Source organism: Latilactobacillus sakei subsp. sakei DSM 20017 = JCM 1157 (assembly GCF_002370355.1).
Lineage (GTDB): Bacteria > Bacillota > Bacilli > Lactobacillales > Lactobacillaceae > Latilactobacillus > Latilactobacillus sakei.
This window is the reverse complement of record NZ_AP017929.1, coordinates 135,785-154,224: the sequence shown is the minus strand read 5'-3', so window position 1 is coordinate 154,224 and position 18,440 is coordinate 135,785. Positions and strand designations below refer to the sequence as shown.

Below are 18,440 nucleotides of genomic sequence, written 5' to 3'. Positions count from 1 at the left end.
TCTTTTGATACTATTTTGTTTTAGCGGCTTTCAATTGTTTAAGATTAACAACAATCTTGTTGTTTAATTCTGAAACGTTAGCTTTATCAACGGCGTCGAAATCCGTAATTGTGACTAAAGCTGAGTTTTCGTATACCTTTTCGACAGTTCCTGTAAAAGCTGACTCTAGATCTTCGTTGACTTTACCAGTGACGAGATCACCGATATTGAGATTTTCTTTATCCATCGTAAAAACTCCTTTAGACATAATAAAATTACCAAATAAGGTGATAATAAACTATGTCACCTTAAATAGCAAGCCATAACCAAGTAAAAAGAAAATAAATCGGGGACACAATTGTTAATTGCTATTTAATTCCTAAAGTAAATGGGCTAAAATAGAGTTATGTTAGCGATTACAATTACGACTAAAAGGAGTTATTATGGAACCTTACTTAGTTTTTTCAGATATTGATGGGACTTTAGTGATTGATCACCAAATTGTAACGCCATTTACCAAACGGGTTATTCGAACTTTACAGCAGCGTGATGTGATTTTTTATATTGCGACAGGGCGCATGTATAATCTTGGTAAAGTAATTGCACGTCAAATTAATGATGAAGCGCGGATCATCGCTTCTAATGGTGCTGTTTTCGAAAATGAACAGGGAAGCGTTCAACATCATTTAGGTCGCGCGGCCTTAAAAGCGGCTTATGAAATCACGCAATCAGATTCCAGATTATCAGCTCACTTTTTTACAACTGATGCGGCCTATTATACGCGTGAAATCCCACGGTTCGTCGCACGCGATGCGGGGAATCTCACTAGTATGGGGGCTGAAATTAACTATGATTCGGTCGCTGATCTAGATAGTTTGCTGGCAATGAGTGATCAAATTATTAACGGCATCATTGTTTGCCAAGGTGCACCGGCACTATTGGCTACAGTTAAGCAACGCCTTGCTGAGCAAGATGTAATGAGTTTATCATCATCTGGTCCGGATAATATCGAATTAATTCCCAAGGGAATCGATAAAGCGACGGCGATTCGCCAAATTCAAACCTTACATGGGATTGATGCAGATCATACTTTTGTTTTTGGGGACGGTCAAAATGACCTTGGCATGTTGCGAGCTGCTAAGTATAGTGTTGCCATGGGGAATGCTTTGCCTGAAGTCAAAGCGGTCGCAAATTATGTGACGGAAACCAATGTGAATGACGGTGTTGCCAAGTTTTTACAACAACATTTTGAGCTATCATTATCAGATTCAGAAGTTGGTCTTTAGGGACTTGACCCGCTTTTTATTTTTCGATATACTTATATCACGGTCATTAATTAGCCGTGATTATGCTGTTTTAGCTCAGTAGGTAGAGCATCACCATGGTAAGGTGGGGGTCGTCGGTTCAAATCCGATAAACAGCTTAATAATATTTTAGAGTAAAGACTGTTGCAAGTGTGCAACGGTCTTTTTTTGGACAAAAAAAGGAAACGATTAGGCAATCGTTTCCTTGGTTGTTGTAACGTTCTGATAGTATTGATGATCTAAATCAGCAATTAGCGGGCTGAGGGTGTCAATCCCTAACAAAGTTAAGTCATGCATTGCACGCGTCATCAATGTATAGAGTAAGTCAACGTCGCTTGCTTGGCCGAAGGTTGTTGCTGAAATATCGTAGCCAATGACGGCATCGAATTCAAGCCCTTTAGCGAGGTATAGCGGTAATACCAAGACGCCTTTTGGCAATGAGCGGGTGGTCTCGGAGATGAGCGTTACCTGATCATCGGGGGTGAGGCTGGCGAAAAGTTGGCGCGCTGTTTGTTGATCCTTGGTTAAAATGGCGATGGTTGCATGCCGCTTTTGCAGGTGGAAAATTTCCTGCGTCAAGGCATTTAAACTAGCAGCTTTGGTGGCCGTGATAACGCGGGGAAGCCGACCGTCACGACTAAAGGCCTGCAAGGCTGTTTCTTTAGGCAGTAGGGCCTTTGCAAAATTCGTGATTGGGGCAGTCGCGCGATAACTCTTCGTCAAACTGATTTGGTTAGTTTTTAGTTTTGGAAAAGCCGCACAGAGGCGCTCGATGAAATTACCGGCTTGGTAAGTAGCGGTAAAAACATCTTGTGCGTAATCGCCAAGAATCGTGAATTTAGCGTTGGGAAAAGCATGCTGGAGATAGACAAATTGCGCAATGCTATAATCTTGCATTTCATCGATGAATAAGTACTGAATACTGTGATTTTGACCACTATCGGTTAATAAGTCACGAAGATATAAAATAGGGGCTGCGTCACTCAAACCAACGAGATGGCGTTCATTATTTTGGGCAACTGTTTCAATCATTGCAGCCCAAACGGCGGACGGGATTGTCTCAGGACAGGCTGTTCGTAAGAAGTTTTGATATTCAGTATACACATCCAAGAAGTAATCGTTATAAATAGCATCGTATAAATCAGCAAAATAATTTTGAACAATTTCCCGGGCAATAAAAGCTTGCTCTAAATCGCCGGAATCAAATTCGCGATCACCGACAATGGCGCGGTAGTCATCATCGGATAAGGTATCAATTTTTTCAGCGACCCAATCAAGGTGCACTTCTAAATTGATCTGGCGTTTGAGCCGCTTAATTAAGGTGTTCTTAGTAGCAATAAATTTATCACCAGGACGCATGTTATGTGGAAGGTCGAGATAGATTTTATTGATTTGCGCTTTTGTGAAGAAAGGCCGATCTTCAAAGTAGAGGTCATTGAAGGCAAGCGGTTGTGTAGAAACCTGTTTAACGTAGGCCGCAATTTGTTGCATAAAGGGCGCACTTTCCTTAAAGCGACGCATTGCTTGGGTCATTTCTGGGAAACTTGCTTGATCTTTTTCAAAGCGGTCGAAGAGTGTTTCAACTTGGAGTCCCGAGAAACGGTGGCTTAAAAACTCAGCCATTGTCACTTGGCGCATGTTTTTCTCGCCTAAGCTGGGGAGAACGTCAGAAATGTAATGGCTGAATAAACGGTTAGGTGAAAAAAGAACCATCTGGTCGGCTTCTAAGTTGCTACGACTGTGATAGAGTAAGAAGGCAATCCGTTGTAAAACCGCAGAAGTCTTACCACTACCGGCGACGCCTTGAACGATTAGTAAATCGGCAGTCGTATCACGAATAATATCGTTTTGTTCTTTTTGAATTGTTGCGACAATATTTTGCATATATTCGTCGCTTTGTTGGCCGAGGACGGCTTGCAGGAGTTCGTCACCAACCGTTTCGTTTGTATCAAAGAGGTGTTCAATCTGACCGTTTTTAATCTTGAACTGCCGTTTTAAAGTTAAGTCAACTTTAACGGGGCCGTTGGGCGTATCGTAACTGACGGTTCCCAGTGTGCCATTATAATAGATACTAGCGATGGGTGCTCGCCAATCATAAACTAAAAATTGGTCTTGTTCGTTGATAAAAGTGGCGGTTCCGATGTAGAGTGATTCTTCTTCACCGTCTTCATTGATATCAATCCGACCAAAATAGGGGGAGTCAACTAAATCCGTTAGTCGTTTTTGTTGTGTCGTTAGGAGTTTCTCGTTTTCAACGGCAGCTGCGACCAGTTGCTTTTGCTGTTGGACAGCGGCATTGGTTTCCATCCGGTCATCAACTTCGGTAATGTTAACCTTGGTAGTATCACCGTAACGTTGCTCAATATCTTTAGTTTCATTATAGGCGTTGTCCAATTGTTGGTTGATAACCGTTAGCCGTTGATTGACTTGGTCAACCGTTAAATCAACACGAGCTTGTTCTTGTTGTTGCGTTTCTTCTTGTAGCATGGCGACCTCCAGATGTTAGTTGTTATATTATAGTCGTGTTAATGGAAAAAAGCGACCGTTTGACATTCATTTTAAAATCCGTTAGTATGACAGTAATTCAACAAACAGAGTGAAGGATAAGTAGCAACTTTAACTTTTTGCACAGGAAGCGGCGGTACTGAGAAGTCGTCAAAAGCAAGTTGTGAATGGCCCTTTAATCGGGAGCTGGTGATAAGCTAGTTCGGGTAGCGCCCTTATCGCATAAGTGGCACGATTTTTTCGTGCAATTTAGGTGGTACCACGTCTAAGCGTCCTAATTGTGAACAACAATTAGGACGCTTTTTTTAGTTGATAAGTAAAAATTGGAGGATATTATTATGGCAAAAAAAATTATCTTAACCGGCGATCGACCAACTGGTAAACTACACATCGGGCATTACATCGGTTCATTACGTAACCGGGTTGCGATGCAAGACTCAGGCGAATACGAAACATTCATTATGATTGCGGATCAACAAGCCTTAACAGATAATGCGCGCGATCCTGAAAAAATCCGTAATAGCCTCTTCCAAGTGGCTTTGGATTATTTATCAGTGGGCATTGATCCTGCTAAAACAACTGTTTTTGTTCAATCACAAATTCCAGCTTTAAGCGAATTGACGATGCATTACTTGAATCTTGTGACGGTATCGCGTTTACAACGCAATCCAACTGTTAAAGCTGAAATTCAACAAAAGAATTTTGAACAAAGTATTCCAGCTGGCTTCTTAATTTACCCTGTCAGCCAAGCTGCTGATATTACAGCGTTCAAAGCAACAACTGTTCCGGTTGGTGATGATCAAGAACCAATGTTGGAACAAACCCGCGAAATTGTCCGGACGTTCAACAACGTTTACGGTCAAGAAATTTTGGTTGAACCAGAAGGCGTCTTCCCACCAAAAGGTGAAGGTCGTTTACCTGGTTTAGACGGTAACGCCAAGATGAGTAAATCATTGGGCAATGCCATCTACCTATCAGACGACGCTGAAACGCTTGAAAAGAAAGTCATGTCAATGTACACAGATCCATTGCACATCAAAGTAACTGATCCTGGTCACATCGAAGGCAATACAGTCTTTACTTATTTAGATGCCTTTGATGACGACCATGAAAAAGTGGCTGAACTCAAAGCACAATATCAAGCTGGTGGTTTGGGTGATGTGAAAATCAAACGTTACTTAAACGAAGTCTTGCAAGCTAAATTCGCACCAATTCGTGAACGCCGTGCTGAATTCGAAAAGAATCCAGAAGCAGTTTACAAGATGTTAGAAGAAGGTAGCAAGAAGGCTAACGCAGTTGCAGAACAAACACTGAAAGAAGTGCGTGATGCAATGGGTATTAATTATTTTAACTAAATCATCCATTTGGAACCAAGTTGGCTATGCCGACTTGGTTCTTTTTAGTGAGTGCTGATATTTTAAATCTTTTTAAATTTCAAGCAATCAACCCCTTGTATTTTATTGATTTTCAAGTAACCTAAAGAGTAACAAATAGGGAGGAAAGTACATATGCATGATTTAACAAAGGGAAATCCGCTGAAGTTAATTATAATGTTTACGGGACCATTATTGATTGGGAACATCTTCCAGCAACTGTATAGTGTTATTGACACGCTAATCGTAGGTCGGACAATTGGGGTCAATGCGTTGGCAGCAGTGGGCTCTACCGGCGGTTTAAACATGTTAATTATTGGCTTTTGTACTGGGACGACTGCGGGGCTGTCTATCATGACGGCGCAGCGCTATGGCGCCCAAGATTATAAGGGTGTCAAGCGCAGTTTTGCCACGAGCATTGTGATTAGTGCCGTGATTACGCTCATCTTAACGGTTATTAGCGTTATCTTTGCCCGGCATATCTTAGTCATCATGAAGACGCCGGCAAGCATTATCGTTGATGCGCAGAAATTTATCACGATTATTTTTGCGGGGATCTTTGCTTCGATGGCCTTTAACCTGTTATCTAACATTATTCGCGCACTGGGTGATAGTCGGACACCATTATTTTTCCTTGTGATTGGGGTAATCGTCAATATCTTATTTGACTTTATTTTTATTTTGGGATTACACATGGGTGTTGAAGGCGCCGGCTATGCGACAGTTTCTGCGCAAATTATTGCGGCTATTTTATGTCTAGTGTATATCTATCGGCGCATTCCAATCCTTGTGTTGCGTCGTAAGGATTTTAAGATTACTAAAAAGGATATTACGGACCATTTAAAGGTCGGCTTACCGATGGGATTCCAATCATCAATTATTGCGATTGGTTCAATCGTCTTACAAATTATGCTTAATACGTTAGGTGCCAGTGCCGTGGCGGCCTACACCGCAGCTGGTAAGATTGATCAATTAGCAACCCAAGTTGGGAACTCATTTGGGATTGCTTTGGCAACTTACGCTGCGCAAAACTATGGTGCACGCGAATATGGTCGAATTAGTAAAGGGGTCCGTCAAACATTAACGGTCTCGATTATTTTTAGTTTAGTGATGGGCGCGCTAATTATTATCTTCGGTCGGCCATTGGTTAACCTTTTCATCGGCGATCAACAACCGCAAGTTACCGCCTTGGCTCAAATCTACTTCCGCTTTAATAGTAGTAGTTACTTTATCTTGGCAATCTTATTTGCGATTCGCTATACCTTACAAGGTCTGGGGCAAAGTTTTATCCCAACATTGGCGGGGATTGCAGAATTATTTATGCGGATCTTTGCCGGGATTATCTTAGTCCGCATGTTGGGCTTCACCGGTGCCAGCATGGCTAACCCGCTTGCCTGGATTGGCTCATGCTTAGTGCTATTGAGCTCATATTTCAAGACGATGCAACAATTGAAACGACGGGCAGCTAAACAAACCTTAGAAAAGGAGTCACAGGATGTTTAAAAAACGATTCATTGGCGTTGTTGCGCTATTAGCACTTGTATTAGCGGGCTGTCAGGCTGAACAAACAACGACCCATAAACCGACACAAACAACGACGACTCACAAGCAAACAAAAACAACGACCATTTTAGCGAATAAGACGTTTAAAAGTGGTGATAAGCCATATCTGGTTGTTAACCATAACAAACCGACGTTAGATGTGCGCCAATGGCAAACCGAACGGATTAAATATGGGGCGTTAGACGATTTGAATCGGACGACAACCAATACAGCTTATTTATCACATGATACGTTGGGACGTTCCAATACACGTGAACGCCAAAATTGGCGGCCAACCGGCTGGCATAACCAGCCCGTGATGATTGATGGCCACCGAGTAATACCTCAGAATCGTGGTCATCTGATTGCCTATGCAATATCTTTTAACTTCGATGAAGATGGTATTTTTAAGAAGGGACAATTGGGCAGTAGTGACAATCCTAAGAATTTAGCCACCCAAACCGAATTCAGTAACCAGCGGACGATGCAGATTTTTGAAGATCAGGTTCGCCAAGCTTTAATTCGGCATAAAAAAGTGATTTATCAAGTGACGACTGTTTTCCGCGGATCAGAATTGATGCCACGTGGTTATTGGGTACAAGCAATTTCAACAGATAAGACATTGAATTTTAACGCCTATGTTTGGAATGTTGAGCCAAAGATGCAGTTCGATTATGCAACCGGCCGTGGTCGTGTTGATCAAACAATGAAGGTTGCCGATTATTACCCGGGCAATCGTTATACAAAATAGTAATTAAAAAAGATTGGCAACCAAGTTTGACTGCCGATCTTTTTTAATTAGAGGAGAAATGATGATGACAGTAAAAAAAGCACAAGCACCGATTTTAATGGCAACTTTAAGTCCCTACCAGGAAGCATATTTTGAAACGGATGAAGCCTATGAAAATCAGTTAATTACTGAGATGCCGTTAAAAGAAGTCACAATTAATATGGCCTATTTCAAGGGCAGCCACTTTAAAAATGTGCAATTTGAACAGGTGACGTTTGATAATTGTGATTTTCAAGACGTTTTTTTTGAGCATTGCGCGTTATTAAACTGTTCGTTTATCGGCAATACTTTTCAGCGAGTGGCTTTTGAAGGCTGCCAGTTAGTCGGGGCTGATTTTGCCGAAGCTGGTTTGCGGGATGTCCGCTTTGTTGCTTGCAAACTGGATTATGCGGGGTTCAACCAAACACGAATCCGACATGTGGATTTTGAAGAATGCTCGCTACAAGAAGTGGCGTTTGAATATGTCGACTGGCAGTGGTTGACGATGAGCGGTAATGATTTGAACGGGATTGATTTGACGGGGACTAATTTAAAACAGTTTGATTTGAGTCAGAATACTTTTGAAAAGGCAGTTTTCTCACTCGATTTATTGCGTGGCGCAACCGTCAGCTCTGCCCAGACGTTAGTCATTATGAGTGCTTTACGAATTAATGTGCGTTAGATGTAACTAACATAATTGTCATTTTGCTGAGTTTTTCTGTTGGATAGCTTATAATTAAGGTATCTCATTATCAAGAGGAGACTAAAATGAAAAATTTGGGTAGACGCATTTATCAAGGAATCCAGCGCCATTTAACACTATTAAAAGGCCTCTTCATCTTATCAGTCTTAGTATTTGTGATCTTTGAAGTCGGTCGTATTTTTCGAGATCTCAACGGAGAACAATTACGCGCAAGTTTGACCACGCAGAGTCCGGTAACGTTACTAGCGATGCTCGTAATTGGTTTTTTAGCGATATTACCAATGCTCAATTACGACTTTGTCATTGCGGAGTTGTTACCAGAAGAGTATTCGTTTTGGTATAAGGTCAAATCGGGGTGGATTGTTAATACATTTACGAATATCGCCGGCTTTGGGGGCTTTTTAGGTGCTAGTTTACGGGCTAACTTCTATGGTAAAAAAGCCTCACAAAAAGAAATCTTAATTGCAATTTCAAAGATTGCGCTCTTTTTATTAGCTGGTCTTTCGATTTGGTGTTTAATTAGTATCGTCTTAATCTTTGGCTTTGGCATTGGTCAAATTTATGCCAACTATTGGTTATGGTTAGTCGGCGGGGCTTGTTATTTCCCAGTATTACTCGGGAGTACTCGTCTGAAGAACGCGGCATTCTTTAGCGATTTATCCGTTAAACGGATTTTGCGCTTAACGGCAGGCTCATTCTTTGAATGGGGTTTTGCTGGCAGCTTCTTCTTGCTGATCGGTTATTTCTTAGAAATCAAAGGTGACTTATTACAAGTTCTACCATTATTCATGATTGCCAACATCATTGGGGTCATTTCGATGGTGCCTGGTGGTTTAGGGACGTTTGATTTATTCATGATTTTTGGGTTGAGTGCGATTGGTGTTGGCAATGCTGATGCCGTTGTTTGGTTATCATTCTACCGGGTGTTCTACTATATCATGCCATTCTTGGTGGGGGTTGGCTTATTTACCCACGATGCGGGTAGTCGCTTAAATCACTACCTTCAAGGCCTACCACGGCAGATTATGCAAAAAATCGCGCACCACTTTATCGTCTTTTTCCTCTATATTTCGGGGATTATTTTACTATTAGTAGCGACTGTGCCAAACTTTGCGATTACCAATACCGTGATCGGTCAACTTTATCCTTACACGTTCTTTTTCCTAGACCGGGTGACGAATATTATCGTGGCCTTTGTCATGCTAGGGTTAGCACGCGGGGTTGCTAACCGGGTAAAACGGGTTTATTGGCCATTGATGATTTTATTGGTGATTGCGATTGCCAATACCCTATGGCGTGACTTCTCGATTAAGTTGGCTGTTTTCTTGATCCTTGTCTTATTAGCTAGCCTTTTATTGAAACGGGAACTTTATCGTGAAAAGATTGAATTCTCATGGAATGATCGAATCGTCGATGGTGCCATTTTTGTCGGCGTCTTCTTGCTATATAGTTTTGTCGGAATCGCGAACTCACCACACTTGCATCACCGTAAACCAGTACCAACGGCGTTATTATTCCCGTCGGAACGAATTTGGCTTGTCGGGTTTGTTGGCTTGTTAGTGGCAGCGGCAACGTTGTTCATCGTTTTCCGCTATCTAAGTCGTGGTGGGCATAAGATCGCAACACCGTTTGATGAAGCGCGCATTAGCAAGGTGATTTCGGAATACGGCGGCAATGAAGTTAGTCATTTGGCTTATCTAAAAGACAAATCAGTTTACTTCTATCAAGAAGATGGCGAAGATCAAGTCTTCTTGTTATTCCGAAAAAAAGCGGATCGCTTGATTGTGATGGGCGAACCAGTCGGAAATCCAGACAAGTTCATCGATGCGATTGAAGCATTGATGCGCGAAGCCGATTTGATTGATTGTCATTTGGCGTTCTATGAAATCTCCGCTGAGTTAACAATGCAATTACATGAAATTGGGTTTGATTTCATCAAGTTTGGTGAAGAAGGGTACGTGAAGCTGGCTGACTTTACGTTAGTTGGTAAGAAGCGCCGTGCTGAGCGGGCCTTGATGAATAAATTTGAACGTGAAGGTTATCAGTTTGAATTATTGACGCCACCATTTTCAGATGACTTAATGGCTGAATTGAAGGCCGTTTCGGATGATTGGCTTGATGGGCGGGTTGAAAAAGGCTTTTCACTGGGCTTCTTCGATCCTAATTATTTACAACAGGCAGCCATCGCTGTGATTTATGATCCAGAGCATCGGATTGTGGCTTTTGCCAATGATATGCCAACTGGGACGAAAGAAGTTTCAAGTATTGACCTCATGCGCCACAGAAAAGACGCGCCATCTGGTATAATGGATGAAGTTTTCATTAGTCTTTTTGAACACAACAAAGCAGAAGGTTATGAGTACTTCAATTTAGGGATGGCGCCACTGGCCAATGTGGGGACGTCAGAATTCAGTTTTATTGAAGAAAAAATCGCGCATTTGATTTATGAATATGGCTATCACTTCTACGGCTTCCAAGGCTTACGGACGTATAAGAAGAAATATACGACGAAGTGGATTCCTAAATACATTGCTTATCAAAAGCGGACCTCAATTATCTTTACGATGCTCCAAATTCTATTAGTGGTGAACCAAAAAGTGACGGAGACACCACAACGAAAAGGACTCGCAGGTCATTTTATGCGTTTTGTTCAAATCGGCAACTTAACTAACAATCAAGACAAATGAGGTTCTTAAATGACAGATTATTATTATTCAAAAAATCCGGAAGTTGAACACGCTGAGAAAAATTGGACGTTTGAACTACGGGGCTTTAATTTCAAGTTCACGACTGACAATGGTGTGTTTTCCAAAAATACTGTGGATTACGGTTCACGGGCATTGTTAGATGCCGTTGATTTAAGCGAGACGCCAGCAGGTCCCATCTTAGACATGGGTTGTGGTTACGGCCCAATCGGGATGACACTTGCTAAGTTAGCACCTGAGCGTCAAATCGACATGGTCGATGTTAACGAACGCGCGCTTGGCTTAGCACAAAAAAACTGCGATTTGAATCAAATCCAAAATGTTGCAATCTTTGAATCAGCTGAATATCAAAATGTGACGGCGCAATACGCTGCGATTTTGACGAACCCACCAATTCGAGCTGGCAAAGCAGTTGTTCAAAATATTTTGAAGGGTGCCTACGATCACTTGCTACCAGATGGTGAATTAGACGTCGTGATTCAAAAGAAGCAAGGCGCACCTTCAGCTAAGCAATTAATGGCGGATACTTTTGGCAATGTACAAATCATTCATAAGGATAAAGGCTACTATATTTTACAAAGTATTAAGTTAAAATAATGTTGAGCCGATAAGACGTCAAACAGGCTGGGATATGCTAAAATAGGGCTATAGTGTAAGGAGGTTGATACAATGAAAATGAGATATAAGATTCTAATTGGTGTTGGTGTCACAGCGGGGGTCGGTGCAACAGCTGCTTTCGTTGGTTCTAAGGCAATCATCGAGAAAGTTGAACGCTACCGTAAACGCTCGGCAGTTAAAAACTTTGTCAAAGATAAACTACATGGTAATCAAAAGGCATTGGAATTGGTTGATCAACTTTCCGATGCAGACGTGAATAATTTATTAGGGGCGGCTGATAAGCTCAACCAATTAAAGGATAAGCTAGGCGAACAAACCGATAATATTCCAGAAATGATGGAAGACTTACGGCAAACGTTGACGGCTTATGCGACGAAAGTCAAAGAACGGCTATAAAAAACGACTAAGAGTGTTTCTAGGACAAAGATGTCTTTTGTTTTAGGGACACTCTTTTGATTGGTAAAGGGGTTAGTGAATTGGGATATACACAAACTGAGATTGATCAGTGGATGCAAGTTGCAATTGATGAAGCGAATCAGGCACGGATTATTGGTGAAGTGCCGATTGGGGCGGTCATCGTGAAGGATGGCCAGATTATTGGTCGGGGGCACAACATTCGTGAACACGCACAGGATGCAACGTTACACGCGGAGATCATCGCGATTCAAGAAGCTTGTATGGTTGAAAAGAGTTGGCGCCTAGAAGACACGGCGATTTTTGTAACGTTAGAACCCTGTCCGATGTGTGCCGGGGCCATTATCAACAGTCGGATTCCAAACGTTTATTTTGGCGCCAGCGATCCAAAAGCCGGCGTGACCGGTACCTTGATGAATCTTTTGACGGACAAACGGTTTAATCACCAAGCGACAGTGGTGGCTGGTGTGCGCGAAGCTGAATGTGCCGCCTTATTACAGACCTTTTTCAAAAAAATTCGGGAAAATCGACGAAAAAAGAAGAAAAAAACTGGTAATTTTAAACCTAATCGGGTAGAATAAGAGTTGCCGTAAGGCCTTGAGACAATGATGAGCCTACGAATCGTGTCAGGTTCGGAAGAAAGCAGCACTAAGTTTGTTTTATCATGTGTCTTAAGTTTTTTAGAAATTAACCAGGATTAGGTCAATATGACTTAATCCTTTTTTAGTGCCTAGTGTGTTTCAGGTGGTCATGTTGTATAGGATTAGCCTCGTCGCGTGAATAAGCGACGAGGTCGATTGTTTGCGCGGCGCCGCTAACCGTAACAATATGCCTGAAAAAGCACGTTGATTCAGAAGATGCAGGGAGACTGAAGCTAAAATTATTTTTGGAGCAGTCTCTTTTTTAGTGCCCTTAGGCCCTAAAAATACTGTAAAATATGCTAAAATGGAACAAGTAGTTTTTTTAAACAATAGGACGATTAGGTGAAAGGCGGAGGTCATTAAATGAGCTATCAAGCTTTATATCGGGTTTGGCGGCCACAACGGTTCGATGATGTCGTTGGGCAAGAAACAATGACCCAAACATTAAAAAACGCCATCATCACAAAACAAACGAGTCATGCCTATTTATTTACGGGGCCGCGGGGGACTGGGAAAACGTCCGCTGCGAAGATTTTTGCCAAGGCGATTAATTGTCATTATCAAAAAGATGGTGAACCTTGTAATGAATGTGAAACGTGTCGGGCGATTACTGCCGGTGCGTTAAATGATGTGATTGAAATTGATGCGGCTTCAAATAACGGGGTTGAAGAAATTCGGGATATCCGGGATAAAGCGAAGTATGCCCCAACCCAAGCCGATTATAAAATTTATATTATTGATGAAGTCCACATGTTATCCACCGGTGCGTTTAATGCGCTGTTGAAAACATTGGAAGAACCACCAGCCAACGTGGTCTTCATTTTAGCAACGACCGAAGTTCACAAGGTGCCAGCCACGATTATTTCGCGGACCCAACGCTTTAACTTCAAGCGGATTACGGCTGCTGATTTATTCAAACGAATGGCTTACATCTTAGAACAAAAAGAAATGACCTACGATCCAGCTGCGTTAAAAGTGATTGCTAAAGCCGCTGAAGGTGGGATGCGAGATGCACTGAGTATCTTGGATCAGGTCTTATCCTTCAGTGATAACCACGTCACTTTAGAAAACGCGTTGGATGTGACCGGTAGTTTGACGGAAGCTTTATTAGCCGATTATGTGCAAACAATTCATGATCACGCGCCTAAAGCAGCGTTGCAACTATTGCAACAGATATTAGCTGAGGGTAAAGACGCACAACGGTTTGTTGAAGATCTAATTGAATATGTACGTGATTTATTGATGTACCAACAAGCACCCGAATTGGTAATGGCTAATGAAATGGATCTATTGGACGAACACTTCAAACAACTTAGTGATGCCTTGAGTGCTGAACAATTGTATACGGTGATCGATATTTTAAATGAAACGCAACAACAACTACGGTTCACTAATCATCCAGAAATCTATTTGGAAGTTGCAACGGTGCGTTTGACGCAACAACCAGTGGCACCTGCGGCCGTTAGCGCCAATGTTTCAGCCCCAGCGGATAATGAGCAAGTGACCCAATTAAGTCAACAAGTTGCTCAATTACAAGCTGCCTTACAGAAATTAGAAACGGCCGGACCAAGTGCGCCTGTTCAACAGGCAAAACCTAAGCCAGCTAAGAAAATTAGTAAGAAGGTCAACCGGAAGTTGATTTATCCGGTACTTGCGGATGCGACGCGGACTAATTTAGAAAACTTAAAAGAAGTTTGGCCAGATTTATTAAACATGTTAGATGTTACCAAACGAGCGATTATGCGGGTTTCTGAACCGGTAGCAGCGAGTCAAAGTGGCGTCGTTGTCGCTTTTAACTACGAAATTTTATTCGAACGGGCTAATAACGATCAGGATTTATTAACGGTTCTAGAAAACGGGTTAAACCGTTTAACGGGCAATCCGTTTAAAGTGGTCTTAGTACCGCAAGATAATTGGCCAGAAATCCGGAAAGAATATTTGCAAAATCATGCGGTTTCAGGTCATAATAATGAGGACCAACCAACGACGACGACCGAAAAAGCACCGGCGCCTGAAGTTAACGAAGTTGTGCAGCAGGCCCAAGCGTTATTCGGGGATGCAGTCGTTGTTCAAAAAGATTAATTTAAAAATTGAGAGGATGTTTTAAAATGCGCGGAATGGGTAATATGCAAGGTATGATGAAACAAATGCAAAAAATGCAAAAAGAAATGGGTCAAACACAAGACGAATTAAACAGCACTGAATTCGTTGGCAAGGCTGCTAACGATGCTGTTGTTGTGACAATGACTGGTGACAAGAAGATGAAAGATATCGCCATCAAACCAGAAGCTGTTGATCCAGATGACGTTGATATGCTTCAAGATTTAATCATCATGGCAGTTAACGAAGCAATGGTTGATATCGATAAACAAACACAAGCTAAAATGGGCAAGTTCACAAAGGGCCTCCCATTCTAAGGTAACCGAATAAGGAAGTGCACATATGCAATATCCAGAACCAATTGCGAAGTTGATCGAAAGTTATATGAAGTTACCAGGCATTGGTAATAAAACAGCAACGCGATTAGCTTTTTATACGATTGATATGAATGAAGATGACGTGACTAACTTTGCCAAGAATCTGATTTCAGCACGCCGAGACCTTCATTATTGTAGTGTCTGTGGCAATATCACTGATGAAGATCCTTGTGAGATTTGTCGGGATACTGCGCGTAGTCAGGAAATGATTTTGGTGGTCGAACAACCTAAAGATGTGATGTCGATGGAACGGATGAACGATTATCACGGTCTCTATCACGTCTTGCACGGGGTGTTGTCACCAATTGAAGGTAAAGGGCCAGACGATATTAATATTGCTAATTTAATTAAACGACTCCAAAAAACACCAGCTAAAGAAGTCATCATCGCCACCAATGCAACGCCAGAAGGGGAAGCAACGGCGATGTATATTTCACGGCTAATTAAGCCGGCCGGGATTAAAGTCACTCGTTTAGCCCATGGTTTAGCCGTCGGAAGCGATATTGAATATGCGGATGAGATGACTTTATTAAAAGCTGTCGAGGGCCGTCAAGAAATCTAGAAATGGTGGGGTTATAATGTTCGGTAGACGAAAACCAACGCTAAGAGAAGCTGGCGATGAAGCGTTACTTGATTTGATTTATCAAGTGAAAGATAAGTGGCGCTCAGCACAAAAAACGCAAGCAAACGTTAGAGGACTAGATCAAACGTTGGAGATGGAAAGTAAGATTCAACAAGCAAAGTTCGAATTTTTATACCGACAAGCACGTCAGCGCAAGGTGGCCAGTGATGCTGTTTCGCGTGAAGTAGCCAGCCGTAATGCTTTAAGATAACCAAAAAAAGATTGGACCCTTGATAAAAGTGATTTTATCGGGGGACCAATCTTTTTATTAGCGAACTTTTAACCCCTTCCCTTTACCTTGTTTGCTCAATCAAGTAAAATAAGAGTAACTCTATTGATGAAGAAGGTTGTTGTGTGGTAGGCAAATTAATTACGTTTGAAGGACCAGATGGTGCCGGTAAGACCAGTGCACTCGAAGCAGTCGTGGCACGCTTACAAAAAGAAGTGTCCCAAGAAATTGTCGTGACACGTGAACCAGGTGGCAATCCAATCTCTGAACAGATTCGCCAGATTATCCTGGATGTGAAGAATACGGCGATGGATGATCGGACAGAAGCATTATTATACGCAGCAGCTAGAAGACAACATATTGTTGAAAAGATTCAACCGGCACTCGCAGCCGATAAACTCGTGATCTGTGATCGGTTTGTGGATAGTTCAATTGCTTATCAAGGTGCTGGGCGCGGGATTGGGGAAGAGGCAGTGGCGCAAATGAATTTATTTGCTACTGACGGCCTCACGCCAGATTTAACGTTATACTTAGATGTGCCTTCTGAAGTCGGGTTAGCACGGATTAAGCAGCATCGTCAAAATCAATATGACCGTTTGGATCAGGAAAAATTAGCGTTCCATCAAAAAGTGCGCCAATCTTATTTGAAGCTAGCACAAGCGCACCCAGATCGGATTAAAACAATTGATGCCTCACAACCCCTTGAAGCGGTTGTGACACAATGTTTACAAGTCATCGCACAAGCAAATCCGCATTTATTTGAAGTATAAGGGGAGAGATTAAGATGAAATTATTATTAGCAATCGTCCAAGACAAAGACAGTAACTTATTAAGTAGTGAATTAATTGATGCCAATATTCGAGCAACGAAGTTATCAACAACTGGTGGCTTTTTGAAATCTGGCAATACAACGTTTATCGTGGGGATTGAAGACGAACGGGTCCCAGAAGCCTTGAAGATTATTGAAGAAACATGCCAAGCACGCGAACAATTTATGACACCTCCTATCAATATGGATGCCACAATGGACAGTTCAATGTCTTACCCTATTGAAGTACAAGTCGGTGGGGCAACCGTCTTTGTGATGCCAATCGAACAATTCCACCGCTTCTAAACAATGGCCACTTTAACAATTGAACAAATGCAACCCAAGCTTGTCCAGCAGTTTGCCCAGATTATTGCGCGTGGGCAGTTAGCACATGGTTATTTATTAGCCGGTGCACAAGGTGTGGGTAAGATGCAATTGGCACAATGGTTAGCACTACGTCTTTTTTGCCAACAGGTCAATGAAGACAGCCAACCGTGCTATCAATGTCCTGAATGCCAGCGGATTTTAACTGGGAATCATCCCGATGTCGTCGAAATTAAACCAGACGGTAAGAGCATTAAAATTGCTGATATTCGCTATCTGAAGCAAGAAGTTGCTAAGAGTGGGATGGAATCGAGTCAGCGGCTTTTCATTATTGAAGCGGCAGAGACATTGACGGCTAGTGCGGCCAATAGTTTATTGAAATTTTTGGAAGAACCGGCGCCAAACGTCTACGCAATTTTATGTACCAGCAATAAAAATCTGATGTTACCGACGATTTTATCGCGGCTTCAAGTGATTGACTTAGCCAATCTGCCGAAGGAAATGGTGCGTCAACAATTTGAAGAAGCGCAGATTTTACCAGCGCAGGCACAGCTGTTGAGTCACTTGACGAGTGACTTAACGCAGGCCCAACAATTATTGGCCGAAGACTGGCTGATGCAAGTCGTTGCTAAAATCACGAGTTGGGCCCAAAAAGTTGCCCAAAAGGATTTGGAGAGTTTTGTAACGATTCAAACGCAACTACTACCCTTATTGACAGATCGGTCCCAACAAAAGATTGCTTTAAACTTAATCGGTTTGTGGTATCAAGATCTTTTAAACTGCCGGTATGATTTGGCGGGTGATCTTTGTTTTAGTGAGTATCGCACACAGTTAAACACCATTAGTCAACAAATGACCGCGGCGGAGATTGTGGCGCAAACAGAATTCGTTTTAACGGCTCAACGCACGTTTGAACAAAATGTGAGTTGCCAAAACGTCTTAGAGAGTTTAACGTTAAATTTAATCGCAGTAGCATAGCGGATCATAGTTCAAAAATTAGCTTAAAAGGCCATCGGGAGGATGTAAACGTTGAGTAAAACAGACTTATACGAACAATTATTAACTATTGAGCAGCAGGCCAAGTTAACGTTTGACGGCATCACTGAAATGAAGGCAGTTTTATCTAAAGTTCTGGAAGAAAATGCAGAATTAGAGATTGAAAATAAACACCTCAGAGAACACCTTCAGGAATTACAACAAACAACTGAGGAAACTGACACCAAAGATTTATCACAAGGTTTGTCTAAGTCTAAACAAAATTTACAGAATCTGTATGAAGAAGGCTTTCATATCTGTCCTTATTTCTATGGTTCGCGACGTGAAAACGACGAACCATGTGCCTTTTGTAACGACGTTATTTATGGCGAACGGACAGCTGATTAATCATTAAGCAACGCAAACAGGGCGCTGAGGCAAGATTATTTGTC

General features: G+C 42.0%; 19 protein-coding genes, 1 tRNA gene and 1 other RNA gene. 19 read left to right on the top strand and 2 right to left on the bottom strand.

Annotated features, from left to right (window positions below):
- Positions 1-10 precede the first annotated feature (10 nt).
- Positions 11-226: a DUF2187 family protein gene (locus tag LEUCM_RS00885; RefSeq protein WP_016264607.1), complete on the bottom strand. Its 216-nt coding sequence runs from the start codon at positions 224-226 to the stop codon at positions 11-13.
- Between the two features lie 196 nt (positions 227-422).
- Between LEUCM_RS00885 and LEUCM_RS00880 the strand changes: the two genes are divergently transcribed.
- Positions 423-1,265: a Cof-type HAD-IIB family hydrolase gene (locus LEUCM_RS00880; protein WP_016264608.1), complete on the top strand. Its 843-nt coding sequence runs from the start codon at positions 423-425 to the stop codon at positions 1,263-1,265.
- Positions 1,266-1,329: 64 nt separating this feature from the next.
- Positions 1,330-1,402 (top strand) — tRNA-Thr (locus LEUCM_RS00875).
- A 70-nt stretch (positions 1,403-1,472) separates the two neighbouring features.
- Here LEUCM_RS00875 and helD read toward each other — a convergent pair.
- Complete coding sequence (gene helD / locus LEUCM_RS00870; protein WP_016264609.1) at positions 1,473-3,770, bottom strand: RNA polymerase recycling motor HelD; 2,298 nt, start codon at positions 3,768-3,770, stop codon at positions 1,473-1,475.
- A 356-nt stretch (positions 3,771-4,126) separates the two neighbouring features.
- Here helD and trpS point away from each other — a divergent pair, with 356 nt between their 5' ends.
- The 17 genes from trpS to LEUCM_RS00785 all read left to right on the top strand — a co-directional run bounded on the left by trpS (position 4,127) and on the right by LEUCM_RS00785 (position 18,396).
- Entirely contained in the window at positions 4,127-5,143 is a 1,017-nt protein-coding gene (gene trpS / locus LEUCM_RS00865; protein ID WP_025016433.1) for a tryptophan--tRNA ligase, read from the top strand.
- Between the two features lie 153 nt (positions 5,144-5,296).
- Positions 5,297-6,664 carry an MATE family efflux transporter gene (locus tag LEUCM_RS00860; RefSeq protein ID WP_016264611.1) on the top strand — a complete coding sequence of 456 codons (1,368 nt, stop codon included), beginning with the start codon at positions 5,297-5,299 and terminating at the stop codon, positions 6,662-6,664.
- A complete protein-coding gene (locus LEUCM_RS00855) occupies positions 6,657-7,454 on the top strand; it encodes a DNA/RNA non-specific endonuclease (protein WP_025016434.1) in 798 nt (265 codons plus the stop codon). The genes LEUCM_RS00860 and LEUCM_RS00855 overlap by 8 nt, the downstream gene beginning before the upstream one ends.
- A gap of 64 nt (positions 7,455-7,518) precedes the next feature.
- Positions 7,519-8,154: a pentapeptide repeat-containing protein gene (locus LEUCM_RS00850; protein ID WP_226474418.1), complete on the top strand. Its 636-nt coding sequence runs from the start codon at positions 7,519-7,521 to the stop codon at positions 8,152-8,154.
- A gap of 86 nt (positions 8,155-8,240) precedes the next feature.
- Positions 8,241-10,862 carry a bifunctional lysylphosphatidylglycerol flippase/synthetase MprF gene (gene mprF, locus LEUCM_RS00845; RefSeq protein WP_025016436.1) on the top strand — a complete coding sequence of 874 codons (2,622 nt, stop codon included), beginning with the start codon at positions 8,241-8,243 and terminating at the stop codon, positions 10,860-10,862.
- Positions 10,863-10,871: 9 nt separating this feature from the next.
- Positions 10,872-11,477 (top strand): class I SAM-dependent methyltransferase, encoded by a 606-nt coding sequence (locus LEUCM_RS00840; protein WP_016264615.1) that lies wholly within the window; start codon positions 10,872-10,874, stop codon positions 11,475-11,477.
- 72 nt (positions 11,478-11,549) lie between these two features.
- Positions 11,550-11,894, top strand: coding sequence for a hypothetical protein (locus LEUCM_RS00835; protein ID WP_016264616.1), 345 nt, complete (start codon positions 11,550-11,552; stop codon positions 11,892-11,894).
- Positions 11,895-11,974: 80 nt separating this feature from the next.
- The gene (tadA, locus tag LEUCM_RS00830; protein ID WP_011374044.1) at positions 11,975-12,493 is read left to right on the top strand and encodes a tRNA adenosine(34) deaminase TadA; all 519 of its coding nucleotides are present in this window, start codon (positions 11,975-11,977) and stop codon (positions 12,491-12,493) included.
- 7 nt (positions 12,494-12,500) lie between these two features.
- Positions 12,501-12,598, top strand: an RNA gene (gene ffs, locus LEUCM_RS00825) — signal recognition particle sRNA small type.
- 318 nt (positions 12,599-12,916) lie between these two features.
- Complete coding sequence (dnaX, locus tag LEUCM_RS00820; protein ID WP_025016437.1) at positions 12,917-14,635, top strand: DNA polymerase III subunit gamma/tau; 1,719 nt, start codon at positions 12,917-12,919, stop codon at positions 14,633-14,635.
- A 26-nt stretch (positions 14,636-14,661) separates the two neighbouring features.
- The gene (locus LEUCM_RS00815) at positions 14,662-14,970 is read left to right on the top strand and encodes a YbaB/EbfC family nucleoid-associated protein (protein WP_016264619.1); all 309 of its coding nucleotides are present in this window, start codon (positions 14,662-14,664) and stop codon (positions 14,968-14,970) included.
- A 25-nt stretch (positions 14,971-14,995) separates the two neighbouring features.
- Complete coding sequence (gene recR / locus LEUCM_RS00810; protein WP_011374047.1) at positions 14,996-15,592, top strand: recombination mediator RecR; 597 nt, start codon at positions 14,996-14,998, stop codon at positions 15,590-15,592.
- 16 nt (positions 15,593-15,608) lie between these two features.
- Positions 15,609-15,863: a YaaL family protein gene (locus LEUCM_RS00805; RefSeq protein WP_011374048.1), complete on the top strand. Its 255-nt coding sequence runs from the start codon at positions 15,609-15,611 to the stop codon at positions 15,861-15,863.
- 143 nt (positions 15,864-16,006) lie between these two features.
- Positions 16,007-16,651: a dTMP kinase gene (tmk, locus tag LEUCM_RS00800; RefSeq protein WP_025016438.1), complete on the top strand. Its 645-nt coding sequence runs from the start codon at positions 16,007-16,009 to the stop codon at positions 16,649-16,651.
- Between the two features lie 14 nt (positions 16,652-16,665).
- The gene (gene darA / locus LEUCM_RS00795; protein ID WP_011374050.1) at positions 16,666-16,995 is read left to right on the top strand and encodes a cyclic di-AMP receptor DarA; all 330 of its coding nucleotides are present in this window, start codon (positions 16,666-16,668) and stop codon (positions 16,993-16,995) included.
- Between the two features lie 3 nt (positions 16,996-16,998).
- Complete coding sequence (holB, locus tag LEUCM_RS00790) at positions 16,999-17,991, top strand: DNA polymerase III subunit delta' (RefSeq protein ID WP_025016439.1); 993 nt, start codon at positions 16,999-17,001, stop codon at positions 17,989-17,991.
- A 51-nt stretch (positions 17,992-18,042) separates the two neighbouring features.
- Positions 18,043-18,396 (top strand): DNA replication initiation control protein YabA, encoded by a 354-nt coding sequence (locus LEUCM_RS00785; protein WP_011374052.1) that lies wholly within the window; start codon positions 18,043-18,045, stop codon positions 18,394-18,396.
- Positions 18,397-18,440 lie beyond the last annotated feature (44 nt).